Origin of the sequence: Mesorhizobium sp. B2-7-3 (assembly GCF_006440715.1) — a bacterium.
Taxonomy (GTDB): Bacteria; Pseudomonadota; Alphaproteobacteria; order Rhizobiales; family Rhizobiaceae; genus Mesorhizobium; species Mesorhizobium australicum.
The window spans coordinates 56,230-72,348 of sequence record NZ_VFTY01000016.1 but is presented as its reverse complement, the minus strand read 5'-3'; the positions used below and the strand labels follow the sequence as shown (position 1 = coordinate 72,348).

Sequence of the window (16,119 nt, the reverse complement as noted above, 5' to 3'; positions counted from 1 at the left end):
CGACATGAATTTGCAGAGCATGACCGGTTTTGCGCGCGCCGTCGCCGAGCATGACGGCACCTCCATTGCCTGGGAAGTCAAATCCGTCAACGGCAAGAGCGTCGAGGTGCGGTTGCGGCTGCCTCAGGGGTTCGAGCGGTTGGAGCCTGTGCTTCGGCAAACGCTGCAGAAGCGTTTCGCGCGCGGCAACTTCCAGGCGACGTTGACCATCGGCCGTGCAGCCGGCGCGCAGGCGCAACCAGTCGTCAACGAGGTGTTTTTGAAAGATCTCGCCGGCCTGGCCAAGCGATTGCAGGAACAGTTCGGCGTCGCGCCCGCAACGGCTGACGGTTTGCTGTCGCTGCGTGGTGTGCTCGACGTTCCCGAAACCATCGAAACCGACGAGGCGCGGGCCGCGCTCGACACCGCCATCATGGCCGCGCTCGACGTGGCGCTGAACGGCCTGGAACAGGCCCGGCAAGGCGAAGGTGCCGCATTGGCTCTGCTTTTGTCCGGTCATATCGACGTCATCGAGACACTGACCCTGCGCGCGGAAGCGGATCCGTCGCGCGATACGGCGGCGATCCGCGAACACATCGCCGAGCAGGTCAGGCTGTTGATGGATGCATCCGCCAATCTGGATGCAAGCCGATTGCACATGGAGGCGGCGTTTCTTGCCACCAAGGCCGATATTCGCGAGGAGATCGACCGGCTGAAAACGCATGTTGCGTCTGGCCGGGCCTTACTCGAGGGCGGCGGCGCCGTTGGCCGCAAGCTCGATTTTCTGGCACAGGAATTTAACCGCGAATCGAATACGCTGTGTTCGAAGTCGAATGCCGCCGCCGTCACCGCGATCGGACTGGAACTGAAGGCGGTCGTCGACCAGTTTCGCGAACAGGTCCAGAATCTGGAGTAGCCGATGGTTGCCAAGGAACCGATGGTTGCCAGGGATTTGGGGTCCCGCATCCGCCGCCGGGGGTTGATGCTCGTCCTGTCGTCACCATCGGGTGCCGGCAAGTCGACGATCGCTCGCAACCTTCTGGAGAGCGATTCCAGCCTCGAACTGTCAGTCTCGGTCACCACAAGGCCTCGCCGCGGCTCGGAAATCGAGGGCGTTCACTACCATTTCCGCACGATGCGCGAATTCGAGCGGCTGCGTGATTCCGACGCGCTGCTCGAGTGGGCCGAGGTGCATGGCAATTGCTATGCGACGCCGCGTGAACCTGCCGAACTGGCGCTGGCGCAGGGACGCGACATGCTGTTCGACATCGACTGGCAGGGCGCCCAGCAGCTCAAGGAGAAGATGCGCGCCGACATCGTCTCGATCTTCATCCTGCCTCCGTCGATGAAGGAATTGAAGGCGCGGCTGAAGCGCCGCGCCGAGGATCAAGAAGCGGTGATCGAGACGCGGCTGAAGAACGCCCGCAACGAGATCGAGCACTGGAAGGAATATGACTTCGTCATCGTCAACGACGATCTAGACCGTGCTTTCGCCGAAGTGCGCGGCATCGTCGTGGCAGAGCGGCTGCGCCGCGACCGCCGGCCAGGTCTTTTCGATTTCGTGTCGGGCTTGCTGGACGAGAAGACGGATTGACCGCTTTTTTCCTTCTCCCGGATAGCCCTGCGTGAGCGGCGAGAACAGAGCTACACTGCATTGGTCAGCCGCACGAACTCCTCGACGCTAAGCGTTTCGGCGCGTCGTGTCGGGTCGATCCCCACTCGTTCGAGCAAGGCCTCGCCGCCGAGGCTTTTCACGCTTTGCCGCAGCATCTTTCGGCGTTGGCCGAAGGCGGCTTCCGTGACCCGAGCGAGTTTCTTCACATCGGCGGGCAGGGGTGTCGCGCGGGGCTCGAGATGCACCACCGAAGAGGTGACCTTGGGCGGTGGCGTGAAGGCCTGAGGCGGCACGTCGAAGGCGATCCTGGCCTGCGTGCGCCAGCCAGCGAGCACACCCAGCCTGCCATAGGCGTCGCTGTCGGGCGCTGCGACGATGCGCTGGGCGACCTCACGCTGGAACATCAATGTCATGGAGGCGTAGAAGGGCGGCCAGTCCGTGACCGTCAGCCATCTGACCAGCAGTTCCGTGCCGATATTGTAGGGCAGATTGGCCACGATCCGCACCTGCCCGCTATCTCCAGCCGCCTCCGCGGCGAGGGCGGCGAAGTCGGTCTTCAGCGCGTCGCCCGAAATCACCTCCAGCCGGCCGGGGTAATGAGCCGAGACTTCGGCAAGCGCTGCCAGGCAGCGTTCGTCGCGCTCTATGGCGACGACCCGGCGGGCGCCGTTGGAAAGCAGCGCCCTCGTCAGCCCTCCGGGCCCGGGCCCGACCTCGATCACCGTGGCATTTGTCAGGTCGCCGGCGCTGCGCGCGATCTTGCCTGTCAAATTGAGGTCGAGCAGGAAGTTCTGCCCAAGCGCCTTTTTCGCCTGCAGTCCATGACGCTCGATGACGTCGCGCAGCGGCGGCAGCCCATCGATGCTCATGCGGCCGCCGCCCTTGCGTCGGTGTCGGCGAGTTTTCTGGCGAGCTTCAGCGCCGCGATCAGGCTGTCGGGCCGCGCAATGCCCTTGCCGGCGATGTCGAAGGCGGTGCCATGGTCGGGCGAGGTGCGGATGAAGGGCAGGCCCAGCGTGACGTTGACCGCCTCGTCGAAGGCCAGCGCCTTGGCCGGGATCAAGGCCTGATCGTGATACATGCAAAGCGCCACGTCGTAGCCCGCCCGCGCCCGGGCATGGAACAGCGTGTCGGCGGGCAGGGGACCGAAAGCATCGATGCCTTCGGCGCGCAGGATGTCGACCGCCGGGCGCACGATGTGCTCGTCTTCCGTGCCCATGGAGCCGCCTTCGCCGGCATGCGGATTGAGGCCGGCAATGGCGAGCCGCGGCCTGGCGATGCCGAAGCGGCTGGCAAGGTCGGCCGCAGTGATGCGCGCGGTCGCGACGATCAATTCGGTGCTCAGGACTTTCGGCACCTCGGCCAGGGCGATGTGGATGGTGATGGGAACCGTGCGCAGGTCGGGGCCTGCTAGCATCATTACCGGCATCGCCTCGACGCCGCTGTGCCGAGCCGCGAGATGCGCCAGATATTCGGTGTGGCCGGGAAAAAGGAAGCCCGCATCATAGAGCGGCTTCTTGGCAATCGGGCAGGTCACGACTGCGGCGGCCTCACCGGCAAGGCAGGCGGCGACCGCACGGTCGATCGCTTCGACGGTGCCGGCCGCATTGGCCGGGTCTGGCCGGCCGGGGCTGTCGATGAAGCGCGCCGTCAGCGGAACGATCGGCAAGGCGTGGCCAAAGACCTCGATCGCCTGCACCGGCGTCACCTCCTCGACGGGCAGCAAAACGCCAAGGTGGCGCGCGCGCGCGGTGACCACAGCCGGGTCGGCCAGCAGATAGAACGGGGGCAAGCCGACAGCGTCACGCGCAAGGAAGGCGGCGATGGCTATTTCAAGGCCGATGCCGGATGGGTCGCCGACACTCAACGCCAGCGCGGTCATCGCGCTACCCACGTCAGCGCTTGACGATGCGGGCTTTGGCCTTCAGCTCGTCGACATATTTCTTGCTGAGATCGTCGGCGGCCTTGTCGTTGGAGCCTTCGCTCTGGAACACCATCTGGGCGGTCTTGTCGTCGGACACTTCGCGCGACGAGCAGATGCCGATGAATTCGACGCCGCGTTCGGTCTCGCGCGTAACGGTGGCGCCGCCGACCTTGGTCGCTTTGATCTGCTCGGCCCAGTCTGGCGGCAGTTGCGGCGCCAGAACCCGGCCGAGATCACGAACCGTGACGTCGATCAGGCCCTTGGCGAACTCGCGCGTCGTGTTGCAGCCGTTGAAGCGAGCGCGCATGGCGTCGGCCTCGCGCTTGCGCTTGGCCAGCGTCGCGCTGCGTTCGGCCGCCGGCACGACGAAGATGACCTGCTGCAGCATGTATTCCATGGCGCTCGGCTTGGCGCCGCCCTTGTCGAGCATGCGTCGCACCGCGTCCTGTTCGGTCACGCTGCCGCCTTCGCCGGAACGGTAGCGCGCGCTCAAGGCCTGGTTCCAGGCCATCTGGGCGCGGATGAACTCCTTGAAATGGTCCTTGCCGACGCCGGATTTTTCCATGACGCCGTCGAGCTGGCCGCGCTGCATCTTGTTGTTGGTCGCAAAGCGCTGATAGGCGGCCTCGACCTGTGCATCGCTGATGCGGATGCCAAGCCGCCTGGCCTCGGCGAGCCGGAGCGTCTGGTCGATCATTTCCTGGCCAGCATCCCCCTTTTTGCGCTGCAGCTTCAGGAAGGCGGCACGATGGGCGATATCACCGGTGGTGATCGGTATGTCGTTGACGACGTATTTGATCTCGCTGGCGAAAGCCGGCGGCGTCATGACGGTCATTGACACGGATGTCGCCGCCACAAGCAACGCGAACCCTGCTGAAAAGAGGTATTTCCTCATCCTTGGCATCCCAATTCTATTCCCGGCTCCGCCAGTTCCGTCCCCTTCCGGATGCGCGAATCCGTGCCAGCCCTATGCGGCGAAACGATGTCGCCGCCTATTGGATGGTGTCGACTCCGTTGCTCGACGAGCCGAAGTCGCCGAGGGTGCGGAACGAGAGGTTGAATCCGATGCTTTGCGTCACTTCCCTGGTGTTCAGGTCACGCGACTGCGCGTACGTCATCAGGTAGGTGAAGCAGGAATCGTTGTAGGCGAAGCCCACCCCGTCCTTGACCAGCAGGCCCTCCTGCAAATCGTAGGTTCCTGTCCCGAACACGCGCCAGTTCTCGGCAAGATGCGTGGATGCGCCGAGCGTGACCTCGTGACGGTCGGTGGTGAAACCGTAGAGCGGCTGCGCCTGGATGAAGGCATACTTGGCGCTCAACGACACCGGCAGGCCGGAGTAGGCAGCTTTCAGCTCGGCGCGGCGGATCTCGAAGCTCTGTTCGTCGAACCGGCCGCTGACCGAAGCCGCGAATCCATTGGGGCTGGTTATGCCAAACAGGCCGACATAGTCGGACTTGGTAGTCTCAAGGCCTGAATTTGCGCCGACATTGACCAGATCGGGTGCCGCGAAGGAGTTCTCGCCGCCAATTTGATAGGATTGGCCGAAGATGGCATTGGTGCCCCAGCCATTGATGTAGGAGCCGGAATAGCGCAGCCCGACATTGGCACGCGAGCCGCCCTCGATACGGTCATAACCGGAGAACTTGTCGCGCTCGAACAGCGTGGTCGCATCGAAAACCATGCTCTGCGCGTCTTCGTTCGGAATGGAGAGGCCGCCGACATACTGTTCGTTCGGACGCAGGAACACCTGTGCCATAGGCTCGACAACGTGGCTCGAGCCGCTGGCCAGCGAGAACAACAGGGGCCAGCTCATCTCGAGCCCGGCAGTCGCCATGTAGCGGGCAAAGGACGAGCGCATGTCGTCCTGCTGGCCCAAATTCGTCGCCATCTGGTTGATCGCGGTGAGCGAGGCCGACGACGCTCTGACATAGTCGACGTCGCCTTGCAGCGCCAGCAACGGTGTCAGCACCAGCCCGTCGTCGGTGACAAAGCTCCGTTTCCACTCGGCCTCGGCGGTGAGGCGGCTGGACTCGCCTTCGATGCCGCGCACGCGTTGCGTACCCGAGCCGGGCACGTACGGGGTAAAGTAGGTCTCGTCGAGATCTTCGCGGCGGATGACGCGCGTATTGACGTTGAGCGACAACTGGCCGCCGCCGACCGATGTGTCGGGGATATAGGCATAATCAAGCGAGGGCAGCACCCAGGGCTGCTGGCCACTTCTCGCGGCGGCATTGTCGTTCGGCGTGTTTTCCTGAACTTCGAAATGCATGGCGCGCACGTCGAAATAGTTGCGGTCGTTCAGACCGGTCAAATAGACCGACGACTGGTGGACGTATGAATTGTACTTGGCGATGTTGTAGGTATTCGAGAAGTTCTTGTCGGTCTGCAGCAACACGTCCCAGCCGAAATTCCAGCGTTCGTTGATGGCGAACTGCCCCTGCGTGCCCATCATGCCGCGGAACTTGTTCGGATCGCCGGCCGCGCCTGAATTCACATTGTTCCCGGAGGGCGGAAAACCGGCGGCATCGAGAAAAGCGTCCGGATCCTGCTGCTGGATCCCGGCGACCTTAAATGTGTATTCGCCGTTGTTGAAGCGCTGGCGCCATTCGGCTTCGCCGAGGAAGCCCTGCTTGGTGTAACCGCTTCCGGTCACCGTCAGATCATACGTCGGCGAAAGGGCGAAATAATAGGGAACCTTGACGCTATACCCCAGATGGCTGTTGTAGCCGATGCTGGGGATCAGGAAGCCGCTCTTGCGCTTCACCGTGGGATCGGCGATCTCGAACGCCGGCAGGTAAGCCAGCGGAAAGCCGAAGAACTCGAAATTCGCGTTCTCGAAGCGAACCGTCTTCTTCTCACCGTTCCAGATGATCTTCCTGGCTTTGACGCGCCATGTCGGCGCCTTGTCGGGCTTGTCCTCGCACGGTTCGCAGGCGGTGTAGACACCATTGTGGAAGGTGGTCAGCACGCCGCCCATGCGTTCGGCGCTTTCGGCGGCGAAATAGGCCTTGTCGACCGTTTCAACGCGCAGCGCGTTGACGAAACCGTCGGCGAAATCGTCGGTGATGTCGATGTGTTGTGAATTGATCTTCGTGCCGTCGCTGTTGACGATTTCGACATTGCCACTGGCAACCATCCGCTTGGTGTTGCGGTTGTAGACGACCTTCTGGGCGACGAGGCGGTTGCCGCCATAGTCGATCTGCACGCCGCCGACGGCGGTCACGGTCTGGTTGTCGTTGTTGTATTCCAGCGTGTCGGCGGCCAGCAGCATCTGCGAACCGGATGGAACGGTGGTCGCCAAGTTGCCGACCTCCTGCGCGAAGGCCGGCAGCGGCACGCCGCAGGCAAGCAGGCACACCAAGGCGCTCGCCGCATAAAGGCGCGCCAAATGGGCCTGCCTGTCGCTGGGCAAAAACGCCTCCCTCACTAGCCGTCTTCCTTGTATAGCAGGAAAGTCACCCCGAAGAACATAGCTACCACGACCGGCACCCAGGCGGCTATGGCAGTCGGCACGAACCCCGCCACGCCGAACGCCTTCACCAGCACCGAAACGACATAAAGCAGAAACCCGGCAACGACGCCACCCAGAATCATCGTTGCCGATTGTCCCATCCTCGCAAATCGCATTGAAACTGTTGCCGCAATCAGCGTCATGGCGACGAGCAGGAACGGCAACGCCACCAGCGAATCAAACTGCATGGCAAAGGCATTTGCCTTGAGGCCGAAGGAACGGGCAACCTCGATTTTTCCGGGCAGGTCATAGAAGGGAATTGTCTCCGGGCGCGCCAGCCGCTCCTGCACGAATTCCGGCTTCAGATTGGTCTGCACACGATCGCTCGCGACGGGCTGGATGGTGCCGTTCCTGAACGTCTTTACATCCTGCAATTCCCAATAGCCGTCGCGCAGGTAGGCCCGTGCGGCGTCCTTGCGCTCGACGATGTTGCCTTGCTGGTCGAGGATGAAAAACACGGCGTCGGCCATCTCCAGGCCCTGGTCGAGGATGGCCCGCGCGCCGATGATCGTGTCGCCGGAACTGGTTTTCTGGCGAATCCAGGGCGCGGCATCGGCTGAAACGGTATTGGACTTGCCGGAGCGCAGCTCGGTCTCGATCTGTTCGGACAAGGAGAAAGCGTGGGCGGCAAGCGGGTTGATGATCCCGACCGACACGACGCCGAACAGCAATGCGCCGATGCAGCACGGCAAAAGGAACTGCCAGGCGGAAACGCCCGCGGACCGCGCGATGACGAGTTCGTAACGCCGGTTGAGCGAAACCAGCGTCGCCATCGCCGAGAACAAGCCGACAAACGGCACCGTCTGCAGCATGATCATGGGCATTCGAAGGCCTGAAATGGCCATCGCCGTCCCATAGGTGAAGCCCGGCAGGCCAGTGGTGCGGCCCGACAATTCCGTGAAATCGATCAGGAACACCAGCGCCAGAAGGCCGATGAAGAACCAGATCGTGATCGCCACGTAACGGAAGAAGAAGTAACGGCCCAGCGTCCAGCCCATCAGCCGACTCCCTGGCCCGAGGTGTCGCGCCTGGACAAACGAGACTTGAGGGCATTCCACCCGTCACCGATGCGGCTGGCCAGGTTTGTCATCCAGTCCGCCCATGCAACCGGCAGTTCCATGGTCCGGTTCGACACGATGAACCAGATCGCCACCGCGGAAGCCGCGATCGGTATGCCATACACCACATAGGAATATTGCGGGACCTCGTCGGCCTTGCTTGCGGCGAAGAACCCCAGCCAGCGAACGAACAGCGATATCGCGATGGCGGTGATCAGCGGATTGACGCGCGCCTCGCGATGCGAACGCGCGTCTCCCGCGACCGCGAGCGCGATCAGTGCGAAAACCATGGAGTATGTCCATTCCGAAAACCGCTGGTCGATCTCCGCCCGGTACTCCTGCGGACTTTGCTGGTAGTTCTTGTCGTTGGGGCTTGGATTGAGCAGGTACTGGGTGGTCTGGTCTTTTGGCAGGAGCGTCACCTGGTTGGCCGCCGACATGAAGGCCGACATGTCGAAGGCATAGGACGTGAACCGGATAACACTGAGGTCGCCTGTCAGCGTCTTGCGATGGATGACGCCGTCATTCATCATCAGCACCTTTTCGCCGCCCCGCTCGATGATGCTGCCGGTCTTGGCATAATAGACGAGATTGACGCCTTCCTCACGGGAATCGGCGACGAAGATGCCACCCAGCCGGTTGTCGGGAAGCCGCTCGCCAATCTGCAGGAACAGTCCTTCCTCGATCTTGCGGAAGGTGCCTTCCTGAATGATCAGCGACAAAAGGTCGGCGCGCGACTCCGCCACCAGGGCGCGGTTCTTCTGTCGTGCATAGGGGTCGATGCCGTTGTCCACGGCGAATGAAAAGACGCTGGCGGCCAGCGCCAGCAGCATGATCGGCCGCACGATGGTCCAGCGCGAGGCACCCGATGCATTGACCACCGCGAGTTCCGAATCCGAATTCATCACGCTGAGTGTCTGCGCGACCGCCACCACGAGCGCGAAAGGCACGACGATCGGAACGATGGAAGGGAGAATGAGAGACGCGACCTCGAAGAAGGTCAAGGCCGACTGGCCGCTGTCCGTGACCAGATTGATCTTGGCCAGCACCTGCGTCGTCCACACGATGGCCAGCGTCCAGACCAGCGCTGCGATGAAGACAACGAAAGTGCGCCGCATGATGTAGCGTTCAATGACCTTCATGAAGGCTTTACTCGATTTTCTCGAACGGCATCATGCCACCACGCTAAGGGTAGCTGTCCGGCGACGCCCGCACAACTGGCTCCGTTGGGCTGCATCAGGCAGGCGATCCGGTTCCCGTCCCACGTCGCGTGCCGCAGCGGGTCGGAGTGTCGGCGGCAATGGATAAGAAAGGACGAACATCGATGGTTAACAACAGGTTGCGGCATGAAGCGGGGCCGTGCCGCGACGAATCGCCTTCGATTCCACGTCTCATATGGGTAGCCATTTTGGCAAAGTCTTGCCAAATGCCGGAAAACGACCAAATGTCGCGGATCACTTCAACCGCTTCGCGCAAAGTCGCCCAATCCCCGAAAGCAGGACATGATGAACCCGAGACCGTCGATCGCCTTTGCGAAATTCGCCGCGCCCCAGGCGGCGGCGAGCAGGAAGGGCACGGTCTTCGTGCTGTCGGCGGATAATGGCGGCCTGAGCGATGCGGCCAGGGCTTACGATCCGGGCAAGACGCTGGATCGGGCTTTCCCGATCGCCGAGTTTACCGGCAAGCTCGCCGGCATCGTCGAAATCCTGGCGCCGGAAACGACGTCGCTCGACAGGTTGGTCGCGATCGGCGCCGGCAAGATCGCGGGGCTCGACGAATATGCCTGGCTGAAGCTCGGCGGCACCATTGCGGCATCGCTGCGCAAGGCAACCGACGTGGCCGTGGTGCTCGACCTGGCCGGCGCTTCGCCCGATGGCAAGGATGCCGCGAACCTCGCGGCGGGCATTCTTTTGCGCAGCTATTCCTTCGACAAGTACAAGACCAGGAAGGATAAGGACGACGGCCAAGGAGGCGGCCAGGGGGGCGGCCAAGGGAACGGTAAGCCCGATCCGAAAAAGCCGGTCAAGGTGACCATCCATACCGCCGACCCCGCAGGCGCCAAGAAAGCTTTCGCCGATGCCGAGGCGGTGATCGACGGTGTGCTTCTGGCGCGCGATCTCGTCAACGAACCGGCAAACGTGCTGGGACCTGTCGAGTTCGCCGCCCGCGCCAAGGAACTCGAGGCACTCGGCGTCAACGTCGAGATCCTGACCGAGAAGGAGATGAAGAAGCTCGGCATGGGCTCGCTGCTCGGCGTCGCGCAAGGCTCGCCCCGGGGCGCCCGCATGGCGGTCATGCAGTGGAACGGCGGCAAGCCGAAGGACAGGCCCGTCGCCTTCGTCGGCAAGGGTGTCACATTCGACACCGGCGGCAATTCGATCAAGCCGGCCTCGGGCATGGAGGACATGAAGGGCGACATGGGCGGGGCCGCCGCCGTGACCGGGTTGATGCATGCGCTTGCCGCGCGCAAAGCCAAGGCCAATGTCGTCGGCATCATCGGTCTTGTCGAAAACGCGGTCGATGGTCATGCCCAGCGCCCCGGCGACATCGTCACCTCCATGTCCGGACAGACCATCGAGGTGCTCAACACCGACGCGGAGGGGCGCCTCGTTCTGGCCGACGCGCTGTGGTACTGCAACGACCGCTTCCAGCCGAAATTCATGGTCAACCTGGCAACGCTGACCGGCGCCATCATGGTTGCGCTCGGCCTGCATTATGCCGGCCTGTTCTCCAACGACGACGAACTGGCGCAAAGGCTTACCGCGGCCGGACAGTCAACGCAGGAACGGCTGTGGCGCATGCCGCTCGGCGCCGAATACGACAAGCTGATCGATTCCAAGAACGCCGACATGAAGAACATCGGCGGCCGCTACGGCGGCGCGATCATTGCCGCGCAGTTCCTGCAGCGCTTCGTCAAGGACACGCCCTGGGCGCATCTCGATATTGCCGGGACCGCGATGGGCTCGCCGTTGAACGAGATCAACCAGTCCTGGGGTTCGGGTTTCGGCGTTCGGCTGCTGGACCGGCTGGTGCGTGATCACTACGAGAGCTGACGTTCATCCATGGCCGATGTGCTGTTCTACCATCTGACCGAATCGACGCTGGAGGATGCGCTGCCGGGCCTGCTCGAGCGCAGCGTCGATCGCGGCTGGCGCGCCGTGGTGCAGACCGGCACCGAGGAGCGGCGCGACGCGCTCGACCAGCATCTGTGGACTTTCCGCGACGATTCCTTCCTGGCGCACGCGACCGATCGCGAAGCTTATCCCGGTGAACAACCAATCCTGTTGACCACCGGCGACGGCAACCCCAACCAAGCCAAGATCAGGTTCCTCGTAGACGGCGCGGCGCCACCCGACCTTGCCGGCTATGAGCGTGCGGTGTTCCTGTTCGACGGCCATGACGCGGCCCAGGTCGAGATGGCCCGGGCGCATTGGAAGACGATGAAGGACGCCGGCCACGCCGTGACCTACTGGCAGCAAGCCGCGGACCGCCGCTGGGAGCGCAAGGCGTAGAGCAATTCCACGGAAAGTGTGGACCTATCCCGGGAAAAGCGCGCAGCGCCTTGCCTGGCGAATTGCGCTAGAACGAAGAGCAGTTCGACGTTCGCCTGGAACGATGAACAACTCCAGCCCGGCGGCTTTCGCGGAGGACGGTTCTAAAGCCTTGCCTTGATCCGTGTCTGTTTCCTGGTGACGTAGTCGCCGTATTTCAATTTCGCGGACTCGTCCGACCGGTTCCGATGCGAACTCCTGAAAACGTACCACTCGCCATCAGGCGACTTGCGCTTGTAGATCGCTTTGCCGGTCTGGCGATGCTCGAAGCAGGTCATTGAGCCCTTCACGCCCCAGGAGCCGTGCCATTGCGCGCGGTAGCACAACTTGCCGCCGCCGGGGATGAACCATATCCCGTCGCCATAGCCCGGCTGGCCCTTTTCCGTCGACCAGGCATTAAATTGCCGCTGCTTGACGGCAAAGAACGCGGCCCCGTGATTGCCCCACATCCACGAACGGTTCTGATAGATCTGGTAGACGCCTTCGTCGGGCACCACGGCGCCCTTTTGCGCCTGCTCGGCGATTTTGGCCGCTGTCTTGGCTGTCGCGGGGACCTGTAAGGCAAGAACAAGAACGGAGCAGGCGAATGCCGCTCCAAGACAATTACCCAGCACTCGTTTCACGGAACTACTCCACGGACTGATTCACGCCACGCCTCACCATCATGCCGAAACGCTGGTTCGGCATGGATGGCAAACAAACAGAAAGATGGAGATCCATCCCGATCGTGTCGGGACGCATCGGGACGACGCGTCTACGGCAGGACGTGCTGGGTCACCCTCCAGTCGGGCAGACCATAGCCCCCCAGCCACGGCCACACTTCCTTCTGGTTGAAGTAGACAACTGAAGTCAGCGCCGGGAACTCCGCATAGGACTTGCGAGAATCGTCCTGCCACTTCGAAACATAGTCCTGCTTGCCGACATAGCCGAGTTCCGCCACCACGATCGGCTTGTTGAACCCCGCAACGCGATCATAGCCTGGCTTCAGCAACTCGGCGAACGTACGGTCGTGACCGGCCTCGTCGTTGTCCTTTTTCTGCAGGCCGAACACCGACAGGCCGATCACGTCGACATAGTCGTCACCAGGGTAGTATTTTTCCAAGCCTTCATCGCCTTTGGGCGACCACATATATTTGGCCGTGGGGGCGGCCTTGCGGCAGACATCGACTTCGCGCTTGTAGGCGGAAATCCAGTCCTTCGGTGCCCAGTTGGCCCAAGTGAAGCGGCCGTTCTTGTCTTCCATTTCCTGCGCCCAGCGAATGGTCACCGGGCTTTTCATCTGTCCCACCAGGCCGCAGATCGCCTGCATATTGGCATCATATCTGCCGCCCAATATGCCGTCTCGCAGCTCGGGCGGGGTGATGCGCCAGTCCTTCGACCAGGTCCACGGCTCGATCGTGATCAACAGCGAGCGCCCGCGCTGCTGGGCATAAGCATCGGCCAGAGGCAGCGTCGATAAATCAACGTCTTCCCAAGGCAGGAACAGTTCCTCGATGCTGGCGGTCTTGTCATTGGTGAAATCGCCATACGGATCGTACGAGCCGAATGCCGACGCGGCGCTGCTCGTCTGAACGGGGTCCGTCACGGGGACGGAGCCGGCGCCTCCCGCCGTGGGGAACGCGGCGCTTCCGCCCAAAACCAGCGTGACTACAAGCGCATTTGCTGCGGAGCGTTTCATTGTTTGCCTCCCAAGGCCCGACTTCCTACGGAAGCCAAGGCTTCGCCCGGCGCGTCGATGCGTGATCGACACGCCTATCCAACACCCATCGGCTCTATTGGCGTAATCTGCGGGATTTCGGAGCGACCATTGGCGAGTGTGCGAACTTGGCACGGACCCACCCAAAATTATCCCTCAAGGCTCCGATACTGAAGAGCTTCAGAGAGAAAGTTCGCCGCGATACTCACAAATTCGCGTCAACATCCCGACATATCATCCCTAGCTAATTTAAGAGCCGGTCGGGGCCAAGAGTCAAGCACAATTAACGGTTGCTTAACCTTGGCGCTCGCAACGTGGTTAACGCTGCTTGTCCTCATCCAGACATGGGGACCAGCCCCTCTCGGTGAATCCCTCTACGCAAAACGTCCGGCTTGCCCGTCCAGCGCTGGTCGGGGGCGCGCGACCGCCGGATCGGCCCGGCGATTCAAAGGCGTTAGGTTAACCAGTTCCCAAGAAGTATAGTTAAGAAGCTCTCAATTTAGTTGACTCTAATAAGTTTAGGATGGATTCTGGCGCCGGGGTTGAAGGTTGTCGGCCGTCGTCGGCTGACGCTTAGAGTGGCGGCGGTACGTGTATGAGTGTTTCCGCGGACGTGGCGACCATCAGCGGTAAGACGAGGCCGAAACGCGGGTCTCGGGCGGCTCTGGCCAAGGCGGCGCAGAAGGGCCCTTTTCTGGTTCCCGTCCTGTCGGCCACTCAGCAATGGATCCTGAGGCTGGCGCTGGCATTCTGGTTCGTCACGCTCGGTTTTTTCTGGATCTGGTGGCTAAGGCCCGAGCATGTCGAGTACATCGGGCCATACGCCTTCGCGACGACGGTGCTGGCCTGGCTGACGCTGATGCCGATGTATTTCCTGTTATTCGTGCTTGTGTCGAAAAGGCCGTCCAAATTTTACACGATCGCTGCGAGTTCGAGGGTGGCGATGGTGGTGACGAAAGCGCCATCCGAACCGTTTTTCGTGGTTGCGCGCACGCTAGAGGCGATGCTTGCGCAGGATTATCCTCACGACACCTGGCTTGCCGACGAGGACCCTTCCGAGGAGACGATCGCATGGTGCGAGGCGCGAAACATCCAGATTTCGACGCGGCGAGGCCGGGAAGACTATCATCGCAAGACCTGGCCGCGCCGAACCCGTTGCAAGGAAGGCAATCTCGCGTTCTTCTATGATCACTACGGCTATGAACGCTACGACTTCGTCGCCCAGATGGACGCCGATCACGTGCCGACGCTGACCTATCTGCGCGAGATGCTGGCGGCCTTCGCCGATCCCGCTGTCGGCTACGTCTCGGCGCCGAGCATTTGCGACAACAATGCCGCCGAGAGTTGGTCGGCCCGCGGCCGACTGTTCGTGGAGGGAATGCTGCACGGCCTGCTGCAGTCGGGCTACACGAGCGTCGGAGCGCCACTGTGCATAGGCTCGCACTATGCCGTGCGCACCGCCGCATTGAAGCAGGCGGGCGGGCTTGGCCCAGAACTGGCCGAAGACCACTCGACCTCCATGCTGATCAACGCGGGGGGCTGGCGCGGCGTGCATGCAATCGACGCCATTGCGCACGGTGATGGCCCGCAGACTTTCGCCGACCTCGTCACTCAGGAATTCCAGTGGTCGAGGAGCCTGACCACCATCCTGCTCGAATACTCGCCCATGTATCTCTCCAAGCTGAGGTTGCGATTGAGGTTGCAGTTCGTTTTCTGCCAGCTTTGGTACCCGCTGTTCGCACTGCTCGCGCTCTCCACGTATCTCATGCCGATCTACGCGCTGTTTTCTGGCCGGAACTTCGCCAATGTGACATATCTGGATTTCATTCTCCACTATGCGCCGAGTTCGGTTACGCCGATCGTCTTGGTGATGATGTTGAAGGCGTTCGCGCTCTCACGACCGGTAACGGCCAAGGCACTCAGCTGGGAAGGTATGCTGTTTCATTTCTTCGCGCGCTGGCCGTGGGTGCTGGCGGGCACGCTGTCGGCCGTCCGCGACTATCTGACCAAATCGTTTGTCGATTTTCGCGTCACACCGAAGGGCCGCGGCCCGAAGGATCTCCTGCCGGTTCGTGTCGTCATCCCCTATGTGGCGCTTGCCGTCGGTGCGTCGTTGCCCGTGCTCCTTGTACAAAATCCGCAGAGCGCCACGGGTTTTTACTGGTTCGCCGCGTTCAATGCAGCTTTATATAGCCTGCTGACCATCGTGATCATTGCCAAGCACGTCACCGAGAACAAGATTTCCCTGCGGCCAAGTATCGGCAAATTTGTCTTGCAGGCTTCGCTCGCCGGCGTGGCTTTAACGGCTCCGCTCGCGGGTTTTTACGGCCGCGGCCTGGAGGGCATTTACGGACTGCAGCAGGGTGCCGGCGCCGTTCATCTCGTCAAGATGGCTTTCCCAGTTTCGGGCGCCGGCATGGGCGAAATCGGCGCCCGCAATTTCTACTTCGATCCAGGTTGGGAAACGCAGCGCTGAGCGTCCCCTAACACCTGCAACAGCCCTTCGACTCTGCCAGCCTGAGCGCCGATCGCCGTCGTTGCCACCGGTGCGGAGGCTTCGTTTGCCGAAGCACCCCACGCGCCCTGCCAGGCTCCGATCCAATCAATCGAATTTTCATCATATTCGAACGAACACCGAAAGACTGTGTTCATTATGCTGTTTGCACGAATTTTAATAAGTTCGTTCTAATATACGTATGCAGATTGAGTGGCGATGATCACTTAAAAAGTGCGGAAAGAAGCCGACTATAAAGTATATCACCCGCACATAACCGAATTATGTTT

Annotated in this window: 13 protein-coding genes; 5 read left to right on the top strand and 8 right to left on the bottom strand. The window is 61.8% G+C overall.

Annotated elements, in window-relative coordinates:
- Nucleotides 1–4: 4 nt before the first annotated feature.
- A complete protein-coding gene (locus FJW04_RS27720) occupies nucleotides 5–895 on the top strand; it encodes a YicC/YloC family endoribonuclease (protein WP_140664639.1) in 891 nt (296 codons plus the stop codon).
- Nucleotides 896–916: 21 nt separating this feature from the next.
- Complete coding sequence (gmk, locus tag FJW04_RS27715) at nucleotides 917–1,573, top strand: guanylate kinase (RefSeq protein ID WP_023773399.1); 657 nt, start codon at nucleotides 917–919, stop codon at nucleotides 1,571–1,573.
- Between the two features lie 50 nt (nucleotides 1,574–1,623).
- Here the strand turns inward: gmk and rsmA are convergent, their stop codons facing one another.
- The 6 genes from rsmA to lptF all read right to left on the bottom strand — a co-directional run bounded on the left by rsmA (nucleotide 1,624) and on the right by lptF (nucleotide 9,230).
- Nucleotides 1,624–2,463: a 16S rRNA (adenine(1518)-N(6)/adenine(1519)-N(6))-dimethyltransferase RsmA gene (gene rsmA, locus FJW04_RS27710; RefSeq protein WP_140717935.1), complete on the bottom strand. Its 840-nt coding sequence runs from the start codon at nucleotides 2,461–2,463 to the stop codon at nucleotides 1,624–1,626.
- Complete coding sequence (gene pdxA / locus FJW04_RS27705; RefSeq protein WP_181173073.1) at nucleotides 2,460–3,476, bottom strand: 4-hydroxythreonine-4-phosphate dehydrogenase PdxA; 1,017 nt, start codon at nucleotides 3,474–3,476, stop codon at nucleotides 2,460–2,462. Before pdxA ends, rsmA begins: the two co-directional genes overlap by 4 nt.
- Before the next feature lie 13 nt (nucleotides 3,477–3,489).
- Complete coding sequence (locus tag FJW04_RS27700; RefSeq protein ID WP_181171225.1) at nucleotides 3,490–4,422, bottom strand: peptidylprolyl isomerase; 933 nt, start codon at nucleotides 4,420–4,422, stop codon at nucleotides 3,490–3,492.
- 88 nt (nucleotides 4,423–4,510) lie between these two features.
- Nucleotides 4,511–6,946, bottom strand: coding sequence for an LPS-assembly protein LptD (locus FJW04_RS27695; protein ID WP_181173072.1), 2,436 nt, complete (start codon nucleotides 6,944–6,946; stop codon nucleotides 4,511–4,513).
- Nucleotides 6,946–8,031 carry an LPS export ABC transporter permease LptG gene (gene lptG, locus FJW04_RS27690; protein ID WP_181171237.1) on the bottom strand — a complete coding sequence of 362 codons (1,086 nt, stop codon included), beginning with the start codon at nucleotides 8,029–8,031 and terminating at the stop codon, nucleotides 6,946–6,948. The genes FJW04_RS27695 and lptG overlap by 1 nt, the downstream gene beginning before the upstream one ends.
- On the bottom strand, nucleotides 8,028–9,230 hold the full coding sequence (gene lptF, locus FJW04_RS27685; RefSeq protein ID WP_015318495.1) for an LPS export ABC transporter permease LptF: 1,203 nt from the start codon (nucleotides 9,228–9,230) through the stop codon (nucleotides 8,028–8,030). Before lptF ends, lptG begins: the two co-directional genes overlap by 4 nt.
- A gap of 363 nt (nucleotides 9,231–9,593) precedes the next feature.
- Between lptF and FJW04_RS27680 the strand changes: the two genes are divergently transcribed.
- Together FJW04_RS27680 and FJW04_RS27675 are read left to right on the top strand one after the other, a co-directional pair.
- Nucleotides 9,594–11,141 (top strand): leucyl aminopeptidase, encoded by a 1,548-nt coding sequence (locus tag FJW04_RS27680; RefSeq protein ID WP_140717929.1) that lies wholly within the window; start codon nucleotides 9,594–9,596, stop codon nucleotides 11,139–11,141.
- A 9-nt stretch (nucleotides 11,142–11,150) separates the two neighbouring features.
- Nucleotides 11,151–11,600: a DNA polymerase III subunit chi gene (locus FJW04_RS27675; RefSeq protein ID WP_140617213.1), complete on the top strand. Its 450-nt coding sequence runs from the start codon at nucleotides 11,151–11,153 to the stop codon at nucleotides 11,598–11,600.
- Between the two features lie 143 nt (nucleotides 11,601–11,743).
- Here FJW04_RS27675 and FJW04_RS27670 read toward each other — a convergent pair whose 3' ends face one another.
- Nucleotides 11,744–12,262, bottom strand: coding sequence for a DUF995 domain-containing protein (locus tag FJW04_RS27670; protein ID WP_140717927.1), 519 nt, complete (start codon nucleotides 12,260–12,262; stop codon nucleotides 11,744–11,746).
- A 131-nt stretch (nucleotides 12,263–12,393) separates the two neighbouring features.
- Entirely contained in the window at nucleotides 12,394–13,317 is a 924-nt protein-coding gene (locus tag FJW04_RS27665; RefSeq protein WP_140717925.1) for a glycoside hydrolase family 26 protein, read from the bottom strand.
- A gap of 613 nt (nucleotides 13,318–13,930) precedes the next feature.
- On the opposite strand from FJW04_RS27665, the gene FJW04_RS27660 reads away from it, so the two are divergent.
- Complete coding sequence (locus FJW04_RS27660) at nucleotides 13,931–15,811, top strand: cellulose synthase catalytic subunit (protein ID WP_140717923.1); 1,881 nt, start codon at nucleotides 13,931–13,933, stop codon at nucleotides 15,809–15,811.
- Nucleotides 15,812–16,119 lie beyond the last annotated feature (308 nt).

What these genes read in the sequence shown, in the direction of transcription:
- FJW04_RS27665 (WP_140717925.1), bottom strand. Translation starts at nt 13,317, where the DNA reads ATGAAACGCTCCGCAGCAAATGCGCTTGTAGTCACGCTGGTTTTGGGC.
- gmk (WP_023773399.1), top strand. Translation starts at nt 917, where the DNA reads ATGGTTGCCAGGGATTTGGGGTCCCGCATCCGCCGCCGGGGGTTGATG.
- FJW04_RS27720 (WP_140664639.1), top strand. Translation starts at nt 5, where the DNA reads ATGAATTTGCAGAGCATGACCGGTTTTGCGCGCGCCGTCGCCGAGCAT.
- lptF (WP_015318495.1), bottom strand. Translation starts at nt 9,230, where the DNA reads ATGAAGGTCATTGAACGCTACATCATGCGGCGCACTTTCGTTGTCTTC.
- FJW04_RS27660 (WP_140717923.1), top strand. Translation starts at nt 13,931, where the DNA reads ATGAGTGTTTCCGCGGACGTGGCGACCATCAGCGGTAAGACGAGGCCG.
- rsmA (WP_140717935.1), bottom strand. Translation starts at nt 2,463, where the DNA reads ATGAGCATCGATGGGCTGCCGCCGCTGCGCGACGTCATCGAGCGTCAT.
- FJW04_RS27675 (WP_140617213.1), top strand. Translation starts at nt 11,151, where the DNA reads ATGGCCGATGTGCTGTTCTACCATCTGACCGAATCGACGCTGGAGGAT.
- FJW04_RS27680 (WP_140717929.1), top strand. Translation starts at nt 9,594, where the DNA reads ATGAACCCGAGACCGTCGATCGCCTTTGCGAAATTCGCCGCGCCCCAG.
- pdxA (WP_181173073.1), bottom strand. Translation starts at nt 3,476, where the DNA reads ATGACCGCGCTGGCGTTGAGTGTCGGCGACCCATCCGGCATCGGCCTT.
- FJW04_RS27700 (WP_181171225.1), bottom strand. Translation starts at nt 4,422, where the DNA reads ATGCCAAGGATGAGGAAATACCTCTTTTCAGCAGGGTTCGCGTTGCTT.